Source organism: Trabulsiella odontotermitis (assembly GCF_001297775.1).
Lineage (GTDB): Bacteria > Pseudomonadota > Gammaproteobacteria > Enterobacterales > Enterobacteriaceae > Trabulsiella > Trabulsiella odontotermitis.
Genome location: NZ_LIFX01000005.1, coordinates 157,121 through 177,429, shown reverse-complemented (window position 1 = coordinate 177,429; position 20,309 = coordinate 157,121). Strand labels below are relative to the sequence as shown.

Genomic DNA, 20,309 nt, shown 5'->3' with positions numbered 1-20,309 from the left:
CGCGAAGTTATGACTCTTTATTTCTCAGGAAATTTGTACAAACAGGATATTGTTATGAATATGAATAAAGTCGCTATGGCTGTTGCTTTCTCTGCTGCTCTGGGTTCTGTGTCAGTTCTCGCAGCTGATACAACGAACGGTATGATTGAATTCCAGGGTGAACTGGTTAATACCGCTTGTGGTCTGGCACCAAACTCAAGCCCGGTCGTCGTTGATTTCGGCCAGATTCCTGTTTCAGCTCTGGCTAATGGCGCGCGCGCTGGCAACGTTCATCAAAACATCGAACTGCAACACTGTGATACCACTGTGGCGCAATCCGCTGTCGTTTCTTACACCCCGACCAGCCTCAACCCGGTTGATGGCACGCTGGCAGCCTTCACTTCTGGCACCGCGTCTGGCGCCGGTATCGGTCTGCGTGACAGTGCCAGCCAGGATGTTACCTGGAGCCAGCCGACCACTGCTGTACAGCTGGTTGATGGTACCAACACCATTCCGTTCGTGGCTTACGTGAAAGCGGAAAGTGCAACGGCAACCGTGATGGCGGGTACGTTCCAGTCCACCATCAACTTCCAGATCGATTATCAGTAATCCTTCAGAAAGACAGAGTGCGGGAGCCTTTCCCGCACTTTATTAAGCATGATGACCGCGTCAGGGAGGGACAGAATGACGATAAGCAAGGCACTCTTTTTGCCCGTTTTTTCATGTGCGCTGCTGGCGTCGCCTGATACTGTCGCCGCAACCGTGACGCCGGGTACGTTAGCGATGAGCGGTGAAATCATCGAAGCGGCCTGCGCGTTTGCCCCCTCGTATCATGACGTTCTGGTGGAATTCGGCGAGATCTCCGCCGGTCATATCAACCAGAGTAAAGAAGTGAGTATCACGCGTCCTTTTCTTATCCAGCTTGCGGGTTGCAGGGTAGTGAAAAGAGAAAATGGCAGCACGCTTTTCCCCTATGCCACCGTGACATTCATGGGTGAAGCCCTGAACTCCGATCCCACCACGCTATTAATTACCGGCGAGGCAGATGGTTTTGGTATTCGTCTGCATGGCCGACACAGCGAAATATTAACGATCGGCAAACCCTCAATGGGATATGAACTCAGTGACGATGATAATACATTGCAATTTACTGCATCACTGGTTCCGGTCCAGGAGCAAAATATTAAAGCTGGTGAGTTCTATGCTGTTGCCCAGGTTTTTATGGATTACAACTAATAAATAAAATTAATAATTCCAGGACGGGACGCAGTATTTTTTCAACAGATTTTTTTGGGACGAAAAATCATGTCGGTTACATTAAAAACAAAAATAACGATAATTGCCCTACAGATAATGAGTATCTGTTATGCCGCAACCACCTACGCCGAAGAGAACGTTGAGTTTAATACCGACGTGCTGGATGCGGCAGACCGCACTCGTATCGATTTGTCCCGTTTTTCAACGGATAACTACGTCACGCCTGGCGATTACCTGCTGGATATCCGTATCAATGGCCAGCCGGTGGGTCAGGAGAAAATTCGTTACGTCGACGCGCCTGAAGGCAAAAGCACCCTGCCGTGTATCACCGGCGATCTGCTGAGCAAACTGGCGTTAAAAGAAGAAGCGCGACTGAAAGTCGAACAACGCTTTGAAAATTGTTACTCCCTGCAAAGCCTGCCGGGCGCCACCGTCAGTAACTATGCCGGCGTGCTGGATATCACCGTCCCGCAGGCATGGATGAAATATAACGATCCGGACTGGACGCCGCCCGAGCGCTGGGATCAGGGCATTGCCGGTTTCATTTTCGACTACAGCCTGAACGGGCAGTTGACCCGGCAATTTGATAACAGCGACAACTACAGTTCACTGTCAGGTTACGGTCAGGCGGGCGTGAATATCGGCGCCTGGCGTTTCCGTGGCGAGTACCAGACCAGTTATTACAGCGACAACCACCAGTTCGATTTCGACTGGAATCAGCTCTATGCCTATCGTCCGCTGCCAATGATGGCCGCCAAACTGACGATGGGTGAAATCTACCTGAACTCGCAGGTTTTCGACACGGTACGTTTTACCGGGGTCAACCTTGCCAGTGACGAGCGCATGTTGCCGCCTGCATTGCAGGGCTATGCGCCTGAAATTCACGGCCTCGCCCGCAGCAACGCCAAAGTCACCGTCAGCCAGAGCGGCCGGGTGATTTATGAGACCACCGTGCCTGCCGGTCCGTTTAACATTCAGGATTTACGCAGTTCAGTGCGTGGCGTGCTGGACGTTCGCGTCGAAGAGCAGGATGGCTCGGTCTCCACCTTCCAGGTGAACACCGCCAACATTCCTTATCTCACGCGTCCGGGCTATGTGCGCTACAACGTCTCCGGCGGTGCGCCGTCTCGATACAACCATAAAATCCAGGGACCGTCGTTCCTGTCCGGTGATTTTTCCTGGGGGATCAGCAACGCCTGGTCGCTGTATGGCGGTTTGCAGTCCTCCGGCAGAGAGTACACCGCAACCTCGCTCGGTATTGGTCGTGACCTCAGCATTCTCGGCGCGATCTCCCTCGATGCCACCGAGTCCTGGAGCCGCAGGCCCGACGGCAAGCGTCTCAAAGGAACCTCGTACAAGCTGAGCTACGCGAAAACGTTTGAAGAGTACGACAGCTCGATCACCTTCGCCGGTTACCGCTTCTCGCAGGAAGATTTCCGTACCATGGCGCAATACCTTGATGAGCGCTATCAGGACTATGGCCATCTGGGGCGTGAAAAAGAGCTCTATACCATCACCGGCAACAAGACCTTCTGGGCTGACGAGCCGGGCAAAGCGACCACCGTGTTTCTCACCTATACGCATCAGAACTACTGGGACAGGCGCAGCCAGGATCGCTACGGTTTCTCGATAGGGCGCTCCTTCCGCATTGGCGATATCAACGGCATTTCCACCAATGTGTCCGCGTATCGCACCGAGTACAAAGGGCGCAGAGACGACTCCATCGCCTTCTCCGTGTCGGTGCCGATTGGCGACAACAAATGGGCAGGTCTCGATATTCAGACCAACAACGGCAAGACCAGCCCGATGGCGTCTTACACCGACAACAGCGATTACAACAATCTGTGGCGTATTCGCGCCGGGGCCAACCAGAACGGTGACGCGAGTGCCGATGGTTACTATCAGCACCGTTCGCAACTGGCTGAAATCAATACCAATGCCAGCTATCAGCATAACCAGTATATGGCGATAGGCACCACCCTGCGCGGCGGCTTTACCGCCACACGCCACGGTGCCGCGCTGCATAACAGCGGCGCCACCATGAACACCGCCCGTGTGATGGTGGATACCAACGGCATCGGCGGCGTACCGCTCAACGGCGAGCGTTCACGCACTAACAGCGCCGGGATTGCCGTGGTACCGGATGTGGTGAGTTACAACAGCTTTGACACCCGCGTGGATGTCGATGCGATGGACGGCAATATCGAACCGTCGAAGGCCATCAGCACCACAACGCTCACCGAAGGCGCAATTGGTTACCAGGCGTTCGGCATGGCGAAAGGGATGAAGATGATGGGCACCCTGCGTCTTGCAGACGGCAGCGAACCGCCCTTCGGCGCGGAAGTGTATAACGGCGATGGCGTCAGCGTGGCGATGGTGATGGAAAACGGGCAGGCCTGGCTTGCCGGGGTGAATCCTGACGAAACGCTGAACGTGATGTGGGGCGGCAAGAAACAGTGTCAGGTCACGATACCGTCTGGCACGACCGGTCAGCAGGCAGACACGCTGCTGCCGTGCCGCCGCTAAGTCGTCATGTAACGAGTTATCTTACTGTAATAAAAGGTCAAAAATGAGCAATAAAAGACATCACGGACGCTGGATTGCCGCTCTCGTACTGAGTGCGATCGGCATCGACGCTCAGGCGGGCGTTTCCCTCGATCGCACCCGCGTCATTATTACGGAAAAAGAGGCGTCATCGAGCGCGAATCTCTCCAATACCAGCCCGGATGTTCCCTTCCTCGCCCAGTCGTGGGTGGAAGATGAACATGGCAAAAAAATCACCGGGCCGCTGATCGTCTTACCCCCGCTGCAGCGCATTAACGGCGGGCAGAAAGGGATTGCCCGCGTCACCAAAACCGCGGGCATTGAAAACCTGCCGAAGGACAGAGAGAGCCTGTTTTATCTCAACGTCCGGGAGATCCCACCCAAGCCGGATAAACCCAACACGCTGCAACTGGCGATGCAGTCACGCATCAAGCTGTTTTACCGGCCAGCGGCGGTGATCCCGAAAAACAGAAGCGATGTCTGGCAGGACCAGGTGATTTTCCAGAAAAACGGCAGCCAGATGACCGCCCAGAACCCGACGCCCTACTACGTGACCATCATTGGCCTGTCGAAAGCGTCGGGAAGCAAAATCACCCGTTTCCCGGGGATCATGATCGCGCCGAAATCCAGCCAGCAGTTCGAGATTACCGAGGCGGGCGTCAGCGATTTTTCGATGATGTATGTGAACGACTACGGCGGTCACCCGGAACTGAAATACCGCTGCGATGGCAACACCTGTAAAGCGCTGCCGTCTGCACAGCAGGGTTAATAAAGAAGGAACCTGACGATGCCAAATAAACTTCCCTTACTCGCCCTGCTGGCAGTGGGCGTGACGTTTCAGACCTGTGCCGACTCGCCGTTGCTGCCCTCGCCCACTACTCAGGATCGTGTCGGCGAAGAGAGCGGCATTGTCCGGTTTCATGGTTCTGTGTATGCCTCGACCTGTGTCCTGACGACGAAAAGCCGTATTCAGGATATTGAGCTCGGCGAGATCAGCGCCCGGCAATTCCATCAGGCAGGCGACCGCAGCCAGCCTGTGCGCTTCACGTTATATCTGAAAGATTGTCTGAAAGGCGCCAGCGAGGCGCGCACCAGCCTCGGCCCGAAAAGCACTGGCGATGACTGGCGGGCTTACAGCACCAGCGAGCAGGCGGTTCAGGTGACCTTCATTGGCGAATCCGATATCAACAACCGCCAGCTGATCCGCACCACAGGGACAACCCAGGGCGCGGGCGTGCGCCTGATGGACATGAAAGGCAACGCGCTGGAGGTAAATCAGACGCACAGACCGTATCTGGTGAATCCTGGCGACAGCGAACTGAATTTCCTCGCGGCGCTGGAATCCACCGGGACAAACGTTCTTGCTGGCGAATTTAGTGGTCTGGTTCGTCTGAAGATGGAGTACCTGTAATGAAACCTTCAGTGAAGCTGCTGCTTTGCGCATTACTGTTCCCCTCCGCCGCCTGTCTGGCGGTGGACGGTGAAATCGTCCCGGTGAACGGAACGTATGATTATTTCATCGACATTGGAAACCAGGATATTACCAATAACCAGGCCGGGGCGACCGTCGTTGATGAATTCGATCTGGCGGGGATGTTTCAGGGGCGGGCCTATTGCTCGCAACCGATGGCTGATCAGCCGGTCTATTTTATGTCACAGGCGACGTTAAACCAGTCTGGCTCGACGCCCGGTTATCTCAAGCTCAATGACTATATGGACGTCAAAATTGAGATCTACATCGGAGGCAACCTGCAGCAATACGTCACGGTTCCGTTCGAAAACGTCTCTAACAACGTCAACCAGAACTACTGCAACGTGCCCGACACGATTCTGACTAACCAGTTCGCGTCCGGCGCCCGGGGCCGTGTGACTTTTATGATCACCAAACCGATTATCAACGGCCTGAATTTACAGGGCTCGGAGATTGCCAGGCTGTTTGGTCGCCTGGGGCCAGGGCCGATGGGGCAAACCGCGCTGTCGCGGATCACCATCGCCTCCGGCGTGCTGACCGTACCGGATAAATGCACCGTCAACCAGGGCTCACCCATCGTGGTGGATTTCGGCACCATTCCCGGATCGGGAAACCTGCTGGATGGCACCCGTTACAGCCAGAACGTTCCTATTCACGTGAAATGCGAGGGCGGCAGTTTCTCGCAGGGCGCGCTGAACATCAAACTCGGTATTCAGCAGCCCAACCCGGCGTTTGTCGATGGCAAATACCTGAGCACCACCGGCACCGTGGACCGTTCGGATCTGGGGATCGCTTTGAAAGATCGTCAGGGAACGCCCGTCTCACCGAACACGTTTTATAACGTGCCGGGCTTCGCCAATAACGAAGGTGACTGGAACCTCACTGCGGCACCGATCGCCAGAAGCGCCACTTCCGTGATCCCGGAAGGCGAATTCCGGGCATCCGCAACGATCGTGGCTGAATTCCAGTAAGGAGGGAATATGAAACGACTGATGACCCTCGCTGTCCTGCTGTTGACCGCATCGCTCCCGGCGCCGGTACTGGCGCTGGGGGAACTGATTGGCGGCGATCTCAGTTTTAAAGGGCTGGTGATCGCCTATCCGTGCAGCATTGCGCCGGAGTCTGAGCGCGTGCCGGTGGATTTCGGCAAGATCTCGATTAAGTCGCTGTATGGCACCGGGAGAACAACGCCGGTCCCGTTCTCCATCAAATTGCAGGACTGTAACCCGACGACATTCGACTCGGTCACCGTGACGTTTAACGGCATCACCAATACGATGATGGCGGATCGGCTGGCAATCCAGCCTACCGCGCCGGACAACGCCAGCGGTGTCGGCATCGGCTTACTGGAGGCGGACGACACGCCGGTGCGTTTAGGGATCGCCACCAGCCCGACGGCGATCACTGACACCGTAATGCAGCTTAATTTTCAGGCTTTTGTCGAAGCGGAACCCGATGCGCTGGCAAACGGGACAATAGCCACCGGGCCGTTTACCGCCACGGCGAATTACACATTGAATTATCAATAGCGCGGATCCGGGACATGACGTACCAGTGTTTCATTTACGATCAGAATCGCTTTTTTTCGCAGGGGATTGTCACGTTAACCCTGCGTTTGTTCGCCAGGGAAAACCTGTCTGGTTGCGCCGCCAGTTATGATTTTTCACAGATGCTGGCGCTGATACGAGAAAACAGCAGTATTGAACGTCAATTGTGGTTGTTGTGCGATCTGGACAGTCTGCCGCGCGAGCGGTTTCAGGTACTGCATTTAATGAGAAGCTTTTGTCAGCATAAAAACAGAAAGCTGATCATTTTATTGAGTGAACACAACATGCCGCTGTTTATTACGCTCTATTCGCTGCTGCCGAATGCACACTGGTTGCACAAACAAGAGAGCATTGAATATGCCTGGCGCTTTTTTCAGGATTTATTACACAAACGGCACAATGGAAACTGTTTCAGCGATTCACTGACAAAATACACCGGCAACAGGCTGCGTAACCGAACCGATGACGCCATCTCGGGAAATGAGTGGTGGCTGATGGAAGAAATTATCAAAGGAAAATCACTTTCACAAATTTCCGGTGAGGTGAACGTTGATGTGCGCCGGTTGAGCTATATAAAACGCCACTTAATGAAAAGGCTGAATATAAGAAACAATATCGATTTGTTTGCTGCCATAAAAGGCATCATTCCCTGAGCAATTTTACTGGTGCAGTCCATCACCGGTAATTCGTTGCAATTCACTACCTATAAACCACAACCTGGATAAGGAAAACTAGATGAAAAAACTGACTGCATTTGAAGCCGCGGGAATCGTTGGCGGCTGCTGCAAGACCTGTGAAAGCGTATACCAGAACGTAACCGTGGGCGGTGTGACCTCCTGTAAACTGGTCACTACCTGCAAAGACAAACACGGCACCACCACCACCATGCAGAATGCTGACGCCAGCAAGTGTGGTGGCATTCCGAACCGTTTTCGTTAATCAGTAATTGCCCGGAGAGCCTCTGCTCTCCGGGTATTTTTCTTTCCTGTTGCGAGATGATTATGGCTATTCAATTTAAGCGCGCTGGTTTTATTAGCTATTCCCTGTTTCTTATTATTGTCTCGTCGCTGATGACGGTACTCTGCTATCACGTTTTTGTATTTAATACCTTTGCAACGGATGAAACGCAGACTCAGGCGTTTCGTGAAGTCAGTGCTGAACAGATTAAAAACAGCCCTATTAAAGACGACAACAGCATTATCGAAGTGATGTCCTACGGCTGCCATTATTGCGCCGCCAATGAAGAAAATCTGACAGAATTTGCCCGTACGTTGCCAGCGGGCAGCGTATTTAAAACGATCCATATTACCAGCGACAGTAATGGCCTTGCGGTTTACGCGCCGATATTTGCCACGCTCGAAGAAATGGGCATTGAAGAAGAAGTCCGCGACAGCGCCTATAACGCCATTATTACGCGCAGCCTGAATCTGGCCGATGAACCCACCCTGCTGGAGTGGCTGGTCAAAAATAATATCGACGTGAAACACTTTCAGGCCACCCGCCAGAGCGACGCCGTGAAAGCACGGCTGGCAGAAATGGCGGACATTACCCGGCATTACGCCATCACCGCCACACCGATGTTTATTATCAACAAACGCTATGTCGTGGCGCAGGATCGCGATTTCCCTGAATTTGCCCAACGGATGCAGCAGTTGCTGACAGGGGAAAAATAAGCGCCGTGGTCAGGTTTATTATCCTCTGGAGTGTCTTTAGCGTTAAACACAGCCTGGGGCGGGTGCACCACCTGCGCGGTGAGATGGCGCGCGTCAGACTCGCCATGCTGCGCAGGATCGTGCGCTATGTGCCGATCACCGTGGTGCTGGGCGTGGCGCGGGGTCTGTGCGCGCTGGGTCTGGCCGGGCGCGCTTTCCGCTTGCAGAACGCGGTGGCAACGGAGAATTTCCGCTGTCTGACCGGACAGCCGACGCCGATTAACGCGGTGTGGATTGCCGTTCGCCGCCGTCTGCTGGAAGAAGCGGCGACCTGGGGACAAAACCCGACGCTGCTGCGCCAGCTTCGCCATTGCGCCGACCAACTGGACGCGGTGGTGGCACCGCTGCATCACCAGAAAATCCCGGTCATCCTGGCGCCGTTGCATGCGGTGTCGGATGTGCTGGCGGCCATCGTCGGTGCCAGCGTCACGCCGGGCAAGGCGAGCGTGGTGGTCTCTGCCAGCGCCGAACTCTATAACCAGCATGCCCGTACGCTCGGCGGTATTCAGCTCGCCTATTGCTCCATTCATCAGGAGAACAAGGCGCTCGCCAGCAATCTGATGTCGCTGATCGCCGATGTCGCCGCGGGCGAGCAGAACATGATCATCTTCCCGGATATCTCCCCGGACTACACCCTGCAGGCGGAAGGCGCACTGGAAGCGAAACTGCCGTGCCGCTTATTTGGCCGGGCGGCGAAATTACACCATGGCGTGGTGCGGCTCTCCGGCGTGATTACCGCGCAGGTGGTGTTTTATCACCTCTGTTACGACGGCGGTTTGCAGATCCGCATTCACCCGCCAGTAGCCGCGAAGGCAGTGGCAGGCACGATGCCCGGCATTATCGAACAGACATTGCGGGAAACCCCGCAGGACTGGCTGCTCTGGCACAGCCACTCTCTCTATTTCATTAATCATTAGAACGCATCATGAAAACCACGCTCCCCGACATGATTTATCAGGAAGAGACCAATGAGTGCGGCCTTGCCTGCGTGGCGATGCTGGCGCAAACCCAGGGGCAAACCGTCTCGCTGGATACGCTGCGCGAGATGTTTCCGGCCTCCGATCACGGCACGTCGCTGGATTCGCTGATGGCCATTCTGGCGCGGCTGGGCATTGCCACCACGCCGGTGCTGTTTGAACACCATGAACTGAGTACGCTGCCGCTGCCCGCCATTCTGCACTACGGCGCGAGCCATTACGTGTTGCTCACCTGGCGCAAGGGGAATCACGTCTGCGTGATGAACCCGGCGGTGGGCGAACAGTGGCTGCCGTTTGCGGCGCTGAAGCAGGAGATCAGTGGTTATGCGCTGATTGTCGAGCCGGACACCGTCCTGCCCGCACCAGCCGATCTGCCGCCCTCATCAACCGCAAAAACGGTGCCGCGGGCGATGAGCCTGAAGGAAACCGCCGTCGTGCCGGGCATTTATCGCCTGATGCTGCTGACCTTCCTCGTGTCGCTCACCCTGTTCCTGATGCCCACCATGGTGAGCAACGCCATCAACCAGGCCTTCTCCAGCACGGAGAACAGCGACTTCCCCTACGGCTGGTTTATCGTGGCGTTTATCGTCGCCACCTTCATGGCGCTGGGCGTGCGGGTCATCAGCGAGCGGTTTATCAAACGCTTTGTGCTGGTCAACAGCGGCCTCGGGTTTTCCCGCCTGCTCAGCAACCCGCTGCGTTTTTTTGAAAAGCGCGCGCCGGGGGAGATTTACAGTCGCTTCACCGCCTGGCAGGTGGGGCTGTTGCAGAAAATCGAACTGGACAACGGTCTGCGCTCCGACTGGGTGATCTGCGCCATCGCGCTTGCCATCATGTTCTGGATAGCACCCGTGCTGGCGGCGATTTCGGCGGTGGGCGTCACCATCATGGGGCTTATCAGCGTCTGGGCGGTGTTTCGCGACCGCTGGTACACCCAGCAACTGCAACTGAAAAGCGCGGCGCTCAACGACTTTTTTATGGAGACGTTGCAGGGCATTCTGACCATCAAAACCGCCGGGCTGGAAAACCGCCGTCAGGCGCAGTTTGCCTGGTTCAGCCGCGATCTTTTCTCCTGCCTGCAGAAGCAGAAAGTCTATGAACAGGTAAAAGAAGGGCTTTATCAGCTGACCGGCAGCCTGGAGATGGTGGTGTTTATGCTGCTGGTGCTGCCGATGGTGCACGGCAAGCTCATCTCGTTTGGCGACTTTTTTGCCTACAGTTTTCTGCGGCAGATTTTTACCTCGTACGTCACGCGGATCTTCTTCTCCATTATTCAGAAATCCCAGTTAAACGTGATTGATACCCGCGCGCACAGCCTGTTCCCGCAACACGCAGAGGCCAGCGCCCCGCTGCTGGCGGAGCCTGCATCCACCGTCCCGGATCTGCGTTTTGATGACGTCTGCTATTACTACGATCCGCAAAAACCCATTCTGGATTCGGTGTCGCTCTCGTTACCGGCGGGCGAACAGATTGCGATTGTCGGCGAATCCGGCGCGGGCAAGAGCACGCTGCTGCGGTTGATTGCCGGGTTGTTTTCTCCGCAGCGCGGCACCTGCTACGCCGGAGAAACGCCGATCCCCCGTCAGCAACTGGCGCAAACCGTCTGCCTGCAAAGCCAGGAAGATATTCTGTTTAACGCCTCGGTTCGCGAAAACATCACCCTGTTCGACGCGCAGTACCGCGAGCGGGATCGCCCACGGATCGAGTCGCTGCTGGCGTCGCTGGCGCTGGGCGATGTGGTGCAGGCGCTGCCTGGCGGTATCGATGCGTTGATCCGCGAAAGCCATGCCGCGCTCTCGCTCGGTCAGCGTCAGCGCCTGTTGCTGGCGCGGGCACTGTACAGCGCACGCCCGGTGTTGTTGCTTGATGAACCCACCGCCAACCTCGACGACGACACCGCGGCGATTGTGATGGATGCCATTCATACCCACTGCCGTCAGACCGGAAAATCATTGATTGTCGTGACCCACAGCGACCAGGTACTGGCCGGGTTTCAGCGCATCTACCAGCTGGCGGAGGGGCAACTCACCCGTCTGAACAGCCCCTTAACTTCCCTGGACTTTAAGAAGGAACTTACCGCATGAAGCTATGGCGTCTCAAACCCCGTTGGTTATTCGCAGGCGCTGGCATCGTGGCGACAGCAGCGTTGATCAGTGTGGCGATCGCCTCCCTCACCTCACCGTCACCACAGGAAAACCTGCACGTTGAAACGGTCGACAAAGGCGATATCGAAAAAGTGGTGCTGGTGACCGGCATCCTCAAACCCGCCGTGCAGGTTAACGTCGGGGCGCAGGTGAACGGACAACTGCGCAAGCTGTATGTGCGACTCGGCGACAAGGTGAAAAAAGGCCAGTTGCTGGCGGAGATCGATCCGACTATCCAGGAATCCGAACTGAATAACGCCGAGGCGCAACTGGCGAGCGCCCGGGCGCAGAAACGCGCCGAAGAGACCGCGCTCAAGCGTTATCGTCTGGAATACGCACGCCAGCAGGCGATGATGCGCGACGGCTCCGGCGTACGCAGCGATTTAGAGCAGGCCAGTGCGGATTATGAAGCGCAGATCCAGCAGATTGAGGTCAGCGATTCGCAGATTGTGCAGGCGGAGATGGCGGTAAAAACCGCCAACGCCAATCTCGGCTATACCCGCATCGTCGCGCCGATTGACGGCGAAGTGCTCGGTATCGTCACCCATGAAGGGCAAACGATTGTGTCGTCGCAAATGGCGCCAACCATTCTGGTGCTGGCGGATCTCGACACCATGCTGGTGCAGACGCGGATCTCCGAAGCCGATATCCAAAAAATCCACCCCGGTCAGCCGCTGCGCTTTTACGTGATTGCCAACCCCGACAAGCACTACACCAGCACGATGGGATTTGTACAACCGGCACCACAGGAGGCGCTGGAAGAACAGCAACCCGGCATCACCGGCAATAACCAGCAGGCCACCGCCGTGTATTACAACGGCACCTTTGATATCCCGAATACGCAGCGCGAACTCAAAACCGCCATGACAGCGCAGGTGTTTATTCAGATTGCCGAAGCCAAAGGCGTGCTGCGCATTCCGGTGGCGGCGCTCGGTCAGGCGCTGGATACCGACAGCTACCGGGTTACCACGGTTGAGAACGGCAAAACCCAGCAGCGCACGATCCGGATCGGGATTAACGATCGCCAGTACGCGGAAGTACTGGAAGGGTTGCAGATGGGCGATCGCGTTGTCGTGGCGCAGGACACGGTGCAGGGATAAGCCATGGAACCGATCATCGCCTTGCGCCATGTGTATCGTGAATTTTCTGCCGGAGCGCAAAAAATCCCGGTACTGACCGACATTTCGCTGTCGATCGCCGCCGGAGAAATGGTGGCGATTGTCGGCGCGTCCGGCTCGGGAAAATCCACGCTGATGAATATCATCGGCTGCCTGGACAAGCCCACTGCCGGTGAAGTCATTATTAACGGCACGGCGGTACACAACGCCAGCAGCCTGCGGCTTGCCGAGCTGCGCAGCCGCTATCTGGGCTTTATTTTCCAGCGCTACCACCTGATGCCTTATCTGACGGCAGAAGAAAACATCGCCATTCCGGCGCTGTATACCGCCATGCCGGAAGCGCAACGCGTTTCCCGCACCCAGGCACTGGCGCAAAAACTCGGTCTGGAAGACCGTCTCCAGCATCGCCCGGCACAACTTTCCGGCGGGCAGCAGCAGCGGGTGAGCATCTGCCGGGCACTGATCAACGGCGCGCAGGTGATTCTGGCGGATGAACCCACCGGGGCGCTCGACAGCGTCAACGGCAAAGCGCTGATGGCGGTGCTCCACCAGCTCCACGCCTCAGGCCATACGGTGATCATCGTGACGCATGATCGCGACATCGCCTCGCAGGCGCAACGCATTGTTGAGATCAGCGATGGCCGCATCGTGGCGGATATCCGGCAAACAGAGGAAGTGAACAACGCGGTTACGCTGCCTGAACAGGATAACGGGCGCGCCTCGCTGGGGCGCAGCATCCACGAGTCAGTTCGCATGGCATGGCGTTCTCTGCTCGGTCACCGGATGCGCGCGTTTCTCTCGATGCTGGGGATCATCATCGGCATCTCGTCCGTGGTGTCGTCGATGGCGGTGGGCGAAGGCGCGCGGCAGGCGATCATGAGCGAGATCGGTAAACTCGGCAACACCACGCTTGAGATCCGCCCCGGCACCGGCTGGGGGAACAAGCGCCCGGACATGGAGCGCGCGCTGTCGATGGATGACGTCAGCAGTTTGCAAAAACTGCCGTGGATCCTGGGCGTGTCGCCGATGGTCAGCAGCATGACGCTCGCCGTCCGCAAAGGTCTCGACTCTTCAATGATGCTGTCCGGCGTTTCACAGGACTATTTCCCGTTGCAGGGGCTGCGGTTTGTGCAGGGTAACGGCTTTACCGCCCGCGACGTCGCCGAAGGCGAACCGGTGCTGATCCTCGACGAAACCGGGCGCGATACGCTCTTTCCGGGCGGGGAAGATCCGCTGGGGCAAATCGTGCAGATTGCCGGAGCGCCGTGGCGGGTGATTGGCGTGGCGGCGAAACCCGGCCCGAAAGTAGTGGGCGGATACATGGCGGCGTGGGTGCCGCATACCTCGCTCCAGCACCGCATCACCGGTGAAAAGCCGCTCGAAGCTATCACCCTGCGTTTTCAGGAGACCCTGACGCCACAGGAAGCAACGCAGCGCGCCGAACGCCATCTTTTACGCGAGCACGGCAAAAAGGATTTCTTCACCCAGACCGACGATCAGCTGGCTAACGCCCTGCAGAAAACCTCCGATTCGATGTCGTTGTTGATCACCACCATTGCGGCGATTTCCCTGCTGGTGGGCGGCGTGGGGGTGATGAATATCATGCTGGTGTCGGTGACGGAGCGCACGCATGAGATCGGTATCCGTTTGTCGGTCGGCGCGCGTCCGCTGGACATCATGAACCAGTTTCTGATCGAAGCGGTGATGATCTGCGCCCTCGGCGGGCTTATCGGCGTCATTGGCTCCTGGGTCGCCGGTAATCTCTTTTCCCTTTTCACCGATGAGTTTTCGATGGTCTTCACTGCCTTTCCGGTGGTGATGGCCTGCGGGTTTTCCGCATTGATCGGCCTGACGTTTGGCTATTTCCCGGCGCGCAGAGCAGCCCGCCTCAACCCGACGGAGGCACTGGCCCGCGAATGAAGACGAAAATCGCTTATCTCCTCCCGGCCCTGTTTCTGCTGACCAGTTGCGGCAGTTTTACCCGCAGCGACTACCAGCGCCCGTTGTTGTCGCTGCCCACGCAGTGGCAACCAGCAACCGGCGTTGAGAGCACGCATGCGTATCAAAACTGGTGGCAGCGGTTTGACGATCCCCGTCTGTCTCGGGTGATCGAACAGGTGCTGGAAAGTAACAACGATCTCGCCGCAGCGGCCATTACGCTCCAGCAGGCGCGGATCGCCGCCGGGTTAACCAATACCAACATGACGCCGGACGTGGCGGTCTCAGGCTCGGCAAGCAACAGCAAAAACCTGCGCCGCAATCCTACCGCGCAGGAGAGCTACAACAGCGGCATTACCATCGGCTACGAGCTTGATCTGTGGGGAAAACTGGCGCGCACCCGCGAACAAAGCGAATGGGAAGCGGTGGCCAGCGAACAGGATTATGACGCGACGGTATTGTCGACCATCGGCACCACTGCCCAGCTTTACTGGAGCATCGCCCTGTATAACCAGCAAATCCGCAACCAGCGGGCGGGGATCGCCATTTCAGAACAGACTGTGCAACTGGTGGATTCCTGGTACCGCGCCGGGAAAGTCGGGCAGCTTGATCTGTTGCAGGCGCAGCAGTCGTTACTCAGCCGCCAGAACCAGCTTCGCGCGATGGAGCAACAGCGGGATAACAGCCGCAACGCGCTGGCGCTGTTGCTGAACCGCCCGGCGGAGCAACACGCGGATGAATCGACGGTGCTGGATGCCAGCCAACGGGTGCCGGTAATGCAAAAAACACCGCTGAAGGTGATGGCCCGCCGTCCGGATATTCAGGCGGCGGAATCGCGCCTGCGCGCCGCGCTCGCCGGGTATGACGCCTCGCGCCTGAGCTTTTACCCGTCGCTGTCGCTGGATGCCGCGCTTAACGCCGGAAGCCAGATTTTCAGCCAGTGGTTCAGCGACCCCATTCGCACTGTTGGCGGTTCGCTGGCGTTGCCGTTCATTCAGTGGAACACCATGACGCTCACCGTGAAGCAGGCGGATCTACAGGTGAAACAGGCGGCGATTGCTTTTCGCAGCACAGCCTATGCGGCGCTCGCCGAGGTGGATAACGCGATGGAAAAGCGGCTCAGCGCTGAAGTTCAGCGGGCCCGTCTGCATGAATCACTGGCGCTCAGCCAGCAGCGCCTGCGGCTGACCGAAAGCCGCTATCGCGAAGGCGCGGTAGATTTTCAGACCCTGCTGGATGCGCAGGATGATCTGCTGACACTCGAAAATTCACTTGCTCAAACGCAGTACGACTACCTCTACGCCACGTTGCAGCTCTGGCTGGCGCAAGGGGGTGGCGAAACACAATACAGGATAACGAATCATGACTATGAATAATGCATTGAAGCGCGTCGTCGTTACCGGCTATGGTGCCATCACCCCGCTTGGCGCCACGTCAGAAGAGAGCTGGCAGGCGATCATGGATAACCGCCTCGGCTATCGTTACGTCGACAAAACTGCCCTGAACATCCATACCCATTTCCAGGGTTTTGTGGATAAAGAACCTGATCTGAAAGGCGTTCCCGCCGCGATCCGCCGTCGACTTCCGCGTTATGCGCGTCTGACGCTGGGAGCGGCACGGCAGGCGATGACCATGGCCTTTGGCGAGACCCCGCCGCAGACCTTTTATAACCCCCTCGCCTGCGGCGTGATCATGGGCACCGGCTGGGCCGGGCTCGATGAAAGTTATGACGCCATTGACGAGTTTTCCACCACCGGGGTGACCTCGCCGTTTAACTGCTTCTTCTCCATGCCCAGCGTCACGACCGCCGCGTGCAGCCAGTTCTGGGGGCTGAATGGCTATCAGAATACGGTGATCGCCGCCTGCGCCACTGGCACCATCGCGATTGGCGATGCGTTTGAGGTGATCCGCAGCGGCAGAGCCAGCATGATGCTGGCGGGTGCGGGGGAGTCGCTCACCAGTACCTGCGCGGTGTGGAACATTGATGTGCTGGGGGCGTTAAGCAAAGAAAAGGACGATCCGCGTCGGGCAAACTGCCCGTTCAGTGCTCATCGCAGCGGGTTTGTGCTCTCTGAAGGCGCGGCGGTGTTGTGCCTCGAAGAGCGGGACAGCGCACTGGCGCGCGGGGCGACGATCCTCGGTGAAATCACTGGTTACGCCAACTTTTCCGACGCCTGGGACTTCACCTCTCCGGCGGACGATTGCCTCGCCCGCGTGCAAACCATCACCCATGCGCTGCAACAGGCGGGGCTGGAGCCGCAACAGCTCGACTATATCAATGCCCACGGTACCTCGACGCCGCTGAATGATATCAACGAAACGCAGGCGCTGAAGATGGCTCTCGGCGACGCGGCGTATCAGATCCCGGTTTCCAGCACCAAATCCTACTCGGGGCACTTAATCTCGGCGGCGGGTTGTTTCGAAAGCATTGTCTGCCTGCAGGCCATCGCAAACAGCATCATGCCCGCCACGGCGAATTTCCAGCAGGCCGATCCGCTTTGTGATCTCGACTATATCGTTGACGGCCATCGCCCTGGTGATCTTCACCGGACGCTGAATCTGAGTTTCGGTTTTGGTGGGGCAAATGCGGCGTTGGTCCTGGAGAAGTCGTTATGACGCCGCTTTACTACACCCTTGACGATGCCCACCGCTGGGCGGCGTTTTCAGGGGATTACAACCCGGTGCATTTTGATGAAGCGTGGGTGAAAGCGCAGGGCGGGACGGCGCTGAGCGTCCACGGCATGCTGGCGTTGCTGGATGTAAAACGCTCGCTGAGCCCTGAGGTGGCACACGCCCCGTACCTGAGTTGTACTGTGCGTTTGCGCCGACCGCTGTTGCATGACACGACGTATCTCCTGACACACGACAGCGCCAGAAAAGGCGCCGCGGTGGTCACCGACATCCTCGCCGGGCAGATTTTTCTCTCCTGTCAGTTCACCCCGCAGACCCACTTTCCGCCTTCCGAAATCAGGCATCGGGCGGTGCTGGGCGGCGCCACGCTGGCGGCGTTGCAGACGAAATTTGTGCCGCTGCTGCCAATGGCACAACAGTGGCATTTCCTGGATGCGCTGTTGTTTCGCCAACTTATTCAGGACAACAGCGTGCTTCGTCAGGACGCTATCGCCGCCCTGCTGCCGCACTGCGACACGCTGGCTTCGCTGCTGTCGTGTTACCCGGTAGTGCAAACCCATCAGGAGGTTATTTTCGACAGCCAGTTACTGGCGCCCTGGCATGAGGACGCCCTACCGGGCGCGCTTGAGATCGAGACATTACCGGCGCTGGTGGTCGGCGACCTTCAGCACGGCGCGATTGTGCGTATCGCCAACCAGACCCGTTTTTTACACCATAACATCAGCAGCGCCATCACCCTGAAAGTGGGGCCCACTGGCGCGCAATAAAGCAAGGAGATTGCCATGAGTCAATACGAGATGATTTACGCCAAAATCAGCGACATGATTTGCGACGCCAAAGATCTGGAGCCAGAGGCATTAACCCCCGATACCACCCTGCCCGCGCTGGAGCTGGACAGCCTCGACTATGTTGAGCTGATGGTGCTGGCAAAGCGGGAGTTTTCGGTGACGCTGACGGCGGAGATGTTCATACAGAACCCGCATATGACGCTGCGGGAATTGTGCCAGGCGATTGAGAAGCAGATGGCGGGCTGATATGACGCAGAAATGGATGTTAATTACCGGCGGAAGCCGGGGGATCGGCCGGGCGCTGGTGACTCACCTGTTGCCGGAGTGGAATATCGCGTTTACCGGTCGTAGCGAGGCGGGTATCGACCATACGCTGACGCTCACCCGGGGCCTGAATGCCGCCACCTGGGTTAAGGGATATTGCTGTGATGGCAACGATGAAGCTCGGGTGGAACAGGTCGCGACGTCGCTCATTCGTGAGTTCGGCGCACCCGCCGCCATTGTGCATAACGCGGGGATGACCCTTGATGCGCTGCATATTCATCAGAACGCAAAAGACTGGCATGAGGTGCTGGGAAATAACCTGATTTCCATCGTCAACTGGAACCGACACCTGCTCCCGGCGATGATGACGCAGGGGAGCGGCTCCATCGTGCTGATGTCATCCGTCTCGGCGCTCAAAGGCAACAGCGGGCAGACGGCTTATGCAGCCAGCAAGGCGGCGATGATTGGGCTGGCGCACTCTCTGGCGCTGGAGGTCGGGCGTTTTGGCATTCGGGTAAACTGCCTGGCGCCGGGGCTGATTGAAGGCGACATGGTACAGACCATTCCGGAAGCGAAGCTGAAAGCGTTGCGGCAGAACATTCCGCTGCGTCGTCTCGGACGGATGCAGGATGTGGTACAGGCGACGGCATTTCTGATTGGGGAAGGAAGTGGTTATGTTACCGGCCAGACGCTGGTGATTGATGGTGGTTTGTCTGTCTAGTGTCTGCTCAGCTGATTAATGTACTGCACCAGCGCGAGCCGTTCCCGGACAGATTCATTAAAAATTTGCAGTAACACCGCGCTGTGCTGGCAGACCAGTTCCGTCAGTTCCGGCGCGATTTCCACGGTTTCCCCAACGCGCGCGTTGAATTCCGTTAATAACGTGACTTCCGGCAATAACGACGCCAGATAAATACTGGCCTTCAGAATATTCACTTCGGGGAGGTTTTCCGGGGCCGCCTCTCCTTCTTTTTGACGCCGACACCAGATGGCAATATCACTGATAGCCTCAATGGGCGAAAGCACTTCCCAGACCACGTTTTCATCACCGGCATGGGCTGGCGCGGCGCACAACGCCAGGGACGTCAGATTATGCAACAACCCGGCAATTTCAATTTTCAGACACTGGACTGGCGCAATTCCCCGCTCTCTTGCCAGATAACCGGCTATTCGGCCAATCACCAGCGAATGCTGTAAGCCATGCTGGCTGAAACCATCGACAACAAACGCCAGCATCCCGGCGATATCACGAAAGTTATGTAATGAAATAGCGTCATTGCGGATACGCGGTATTTCGTTAATGTAATCATCGAAATCCGTCGACGTCATCATTAACCAGAAATGCTCACAACTGGATACTTTTCTGAATGCGGTGATATATTCAGGTTTGAAGAGTGAATGTTCGCCTTCGAAAATAATATTGGTAATGGCTTCTTTTTCCGCGACCAGGTCTTCCATACGATAGCGCGCCACCAGAACATCAATGCGGTCAGCGAGATAAATAATATGGCTCTCTTTCGGTACTTTTTTACCATCCACATATTCGCCTTTACCTTCTTCCCAGCGGATATGGTGATAACGCACGATATCCTGCAACGGATTCAGTAAGGGAACGCTTGCCAGCAATGCACCGCCGATCGCCGCATGATCATTAAGTTCATTATCGTAATAGCTAAGCGGTTGTAGCCGCGACTCCTCATCCAGGCCGCCAATATCATGGAGAAGTGCCGCCAGCAGTGTTTTGCGGCACTGCGCCAGCGAAAAATGGGACTCTCTGGCTAAATGCCAGGCGATAAACGCCGTTCTGACATGATGTAAGTTAAGCCGGGGGTTGATCATGTCTATTATCTTAGAGATGCAAGCCAGTGATTCTGTGAGGTTTATATTTATCATAATTGAGAATTTAACTTATTTTATACTCCACTTAAGCAAAACCACA

At 56.8% G+C, this 20,309-nt stretch carries 20 protein-coding genes; 19 read left to right on the top strand and 1 reads right to left on the bottom strand.

Translation table 11 applies throughout. The annotated features are described in order from the left end of the window. The first annotated feature begins 54 nt into the window (after positions 1-54). The 19 genes from AOY23_RS08235 to AOY23_RS08145 all read left to right on the top strand — a co-directional run bounded on the left by AOY23_RS08235 (position 55) and on the right by AOY23_RS08145 (position 19,091). On the top strand, positions 55-588 hold the full coding sequence (locus AOY23_RS08235) for a fimbrial protein (protein WP_054178943.1): 534 nt from the start codon (positions 55-57) through the stop codon (positions 586-588). Between the two features lie 75 nt (positions 589-663). Further along, complete coding sequence (locus AOY23_RS08230) at positions 664-1,215, top strand: fimbrial protein (RefSeq protein WP_054178944.1); 552 nt, start codon at positions 664-666, stop codon at positions 1,213-1,215. Positions 1,216-1,284: 69 nt separating this feature from the next. Continuing rightward, positions 1,285-3,762: a fimbria/pilus outer membrane usher protein gene (locus AOY23_RS08225; RefSeq protein WP_054178945.1), complete on the top strand. Its 2,478-nt coding sequence runs from the start codon at positions 1,285-1,287 to the stop codon at positions 3,760-3,762. Positions 3,763-3,805: 43 nt separating this feature from the next. Beyond that, positions 3,806-4,549, top strand: coding sequence for a fimbrial biogenesis chaperone (locus tag AOY23_RS08220; RefSeq protein WP_054178946.1), 744 nt, complete (start codon positions 3,806-3,808; stop codon positions 4,547-4,549). An 18-nt stretch (positions 4,550-4,567) separates the two neighbouring features. Further along, complete coding sequence (locus AOY23_RS08215) at positions 4,568-5,191, top strand: fimbrial protein (protein WP_054178947.1); 624 nt, start codon at positions 4,568-4,570, stop codon at positions 5,189-5,191. Further along, entirely contained in the window at positions 5,191-6,222 is a 1,032-nt protein-coding gene (locus tag AOY23_RS08210) for a fimbrial protein (protein ID WP_054178948.1), read from the top strand. The genes AOY23_RS08215 and AOY23_RS08210 overlap by 1 nt, the downstream gene beginning before the upstream one ends. Positions 6,223-6,231: 9 nt before the next feature. Further along, the gene (locus tag AOY23_RS08205) at positions 6,232-6,780 is read left to right on the top strand and encodes a fimbrial protein (protein WP_054178949.1); all 549 of its coding nucleotides are present in this window, start codon (positions 6,232-6,234) and stop codon (positions 6,778-6,780) included. A gap of 140 nt (positions 6,781-6,920) precedes the next feature. Beyond that, entirely contained in the window at positions 6,921-7,451 is a 531-nt protein-coding gene (locus AOY23_RS08200; protein ID WP_235501634.1) for a helix-turn-helix domain-containing protein, read from the top strand. A gap of 82 nt (positions 7,452-7,533) precedes the next feature. Then, a complete protein-coding gene (locus AOY23_RS08195; RefSeq protein WP_038162550.1) occupies positions 7,534-7,737 on the top strand; it encodes a DUF4762 family protein in 204 nt (67 codons plus the stop codon). Positions 7,738-7,799: 62 nt separating this feature from the next. Further along, entirely contained in the window at positions 7,800-8,471 is a 672-nt protein-coding gene (locus tag AOY23_RS08190) for a thiol:disulfide interchange protein DsbA/DsbL (protein ID WP_054179085.1), read from the top strand. A gap of 5 nt (positions 8,472-8,476) precedes the next feature. Then, positions 8,477-9,427 (top strand): hypothetical protein, encoded by a 951-nt coding sequence (locus AOY23_RS08185; protein WP_054178951.1) that lies wholly within the window; start codon positions 8,477-8,479, stop codon positions 9,425-9,427. A gap of 8 nt (positions 9,428-9,435) precedes the next feature. After that, positions 9,436-11,571, top strand: a complete 2,136-nt coding sequence (locus tag AOY23_RS08180) for a peptidase domain-containing ABC transporter (RefSeq protein ID WP_054178952.1) — start codon at positions 9,436-9,438, stop codon at positions 11,569-11,571. Next, complete coding sequence (locus tag AOY23_RS08175; protein ID WP_054178953.1) at positions 11,568-12,731, top strand: efflux RND transporter periplasmic adaptor subunit; 1,164 nt, start codon at positions 11,568-11,570, stop codon at positions 12,729-12,731. Before AOY23_RS08180 ends, AOY23_RS08175 begins: the two co-directional genes overlap by 4 nt. Before the next feature lie 3 nt (positions 12,732-12,734). Continuing rightward, on the top strand, positions 12,735-14,669 hold the full coding sequence (locus AOY23_RS08170) for an ABC transporter permease (protein ID WP_054178954.1): 1,935 nt from the start codon (positions 12,735-12,737) through the stop codon (positions 14,667-14,669). Further along, a complete protein-coding gene (locus AOY23_RS08165) occupies positions 14,666-16,063 on the top strand; it encodes a TolC family protein (RefSeq protein WP_054178955.1) in 1,398 nt (465 codons plus the stop codon). Before AOY23_RS08170 ends, AOY23_RS08165 begins: the two co-directional genes overlap by 4 nt. Beyond that, positions 16,056-17,303 carry a beta-ketoacyl-[acyl-carrier-protein] synthase family protein gene (locus tag AOY23_RS08160; protein ID WP_072170968.1) on the top strand — a complete coding sequence of 416 codons (1,248 nt, stop codon included), beginning with the start codon at positions 16,056-16,058 and terminating at the stop codon, positions 17,301-17,303. Before AOY23_RS08165 ends, AOY23_RS08160 begins: the two co-directional genes overlap by 8 nt. Further along, positions 17,300-18,085 (top strand): hotdog family protein, encoded by a 786-nt coding sequence (locus AOY23_RS08155; RefSeq protein ID WP_054178957.1) that lies wholly within the window; start codon positions 17,300-17,302, stop codon positions 18,083-18,085. The genes AOY23_RS08160 and AOY23_RS08155 overlap by 4 nt, the downstream gene beginning before the upstream one ends. Positions 18,086-18,100: 15 nt before the next feature. Next, positions 18,101-18,352 carry an acyl carrier protein gene (locus tag AOY23_RS08150; RefSeq protein ID WP_038162525.1) on the top strand — a complete coding sequence of 84 codons (252 nt, stop codon included), beginning with the start codon at positions 18,101-18,103 and terminating at the stop codon, positions 18,350-18,352. Between the two features lies 1 nt (position 18,353). Then, positions 18,354-19,091: an SDR family NAD(P)-dependent oxidoreductase gene (locus AOY23_RS08145; RefSeq protein WP_054178958.1), complete on the top strand. Its 738-nt coding sequence runs from the start codon at positions 18,354-18,356 to the stop codon at positions 19,089-19,091. On the opposite strand, the gene AOY23_RS08140 is transcribed toward AOY23_RS08145, so the two are convergent. Then, positions 19,088-20,263, bottom strand: coding sequence for an HD domain-containing protein (locus AOY23_RS08140; protein WP_327152790.1), 1,176 nt, complete (start codon positions 20,261-20,263; stop codon positions 19,088-19,090). The two genes, AOY23_RS08145 and AOY23_RS08140, sit on opposite strands and share 4 nt — an antisense overlap. Between the last annotated feature and the right edge of the window lie 46 nt (positions 20,264-20,309).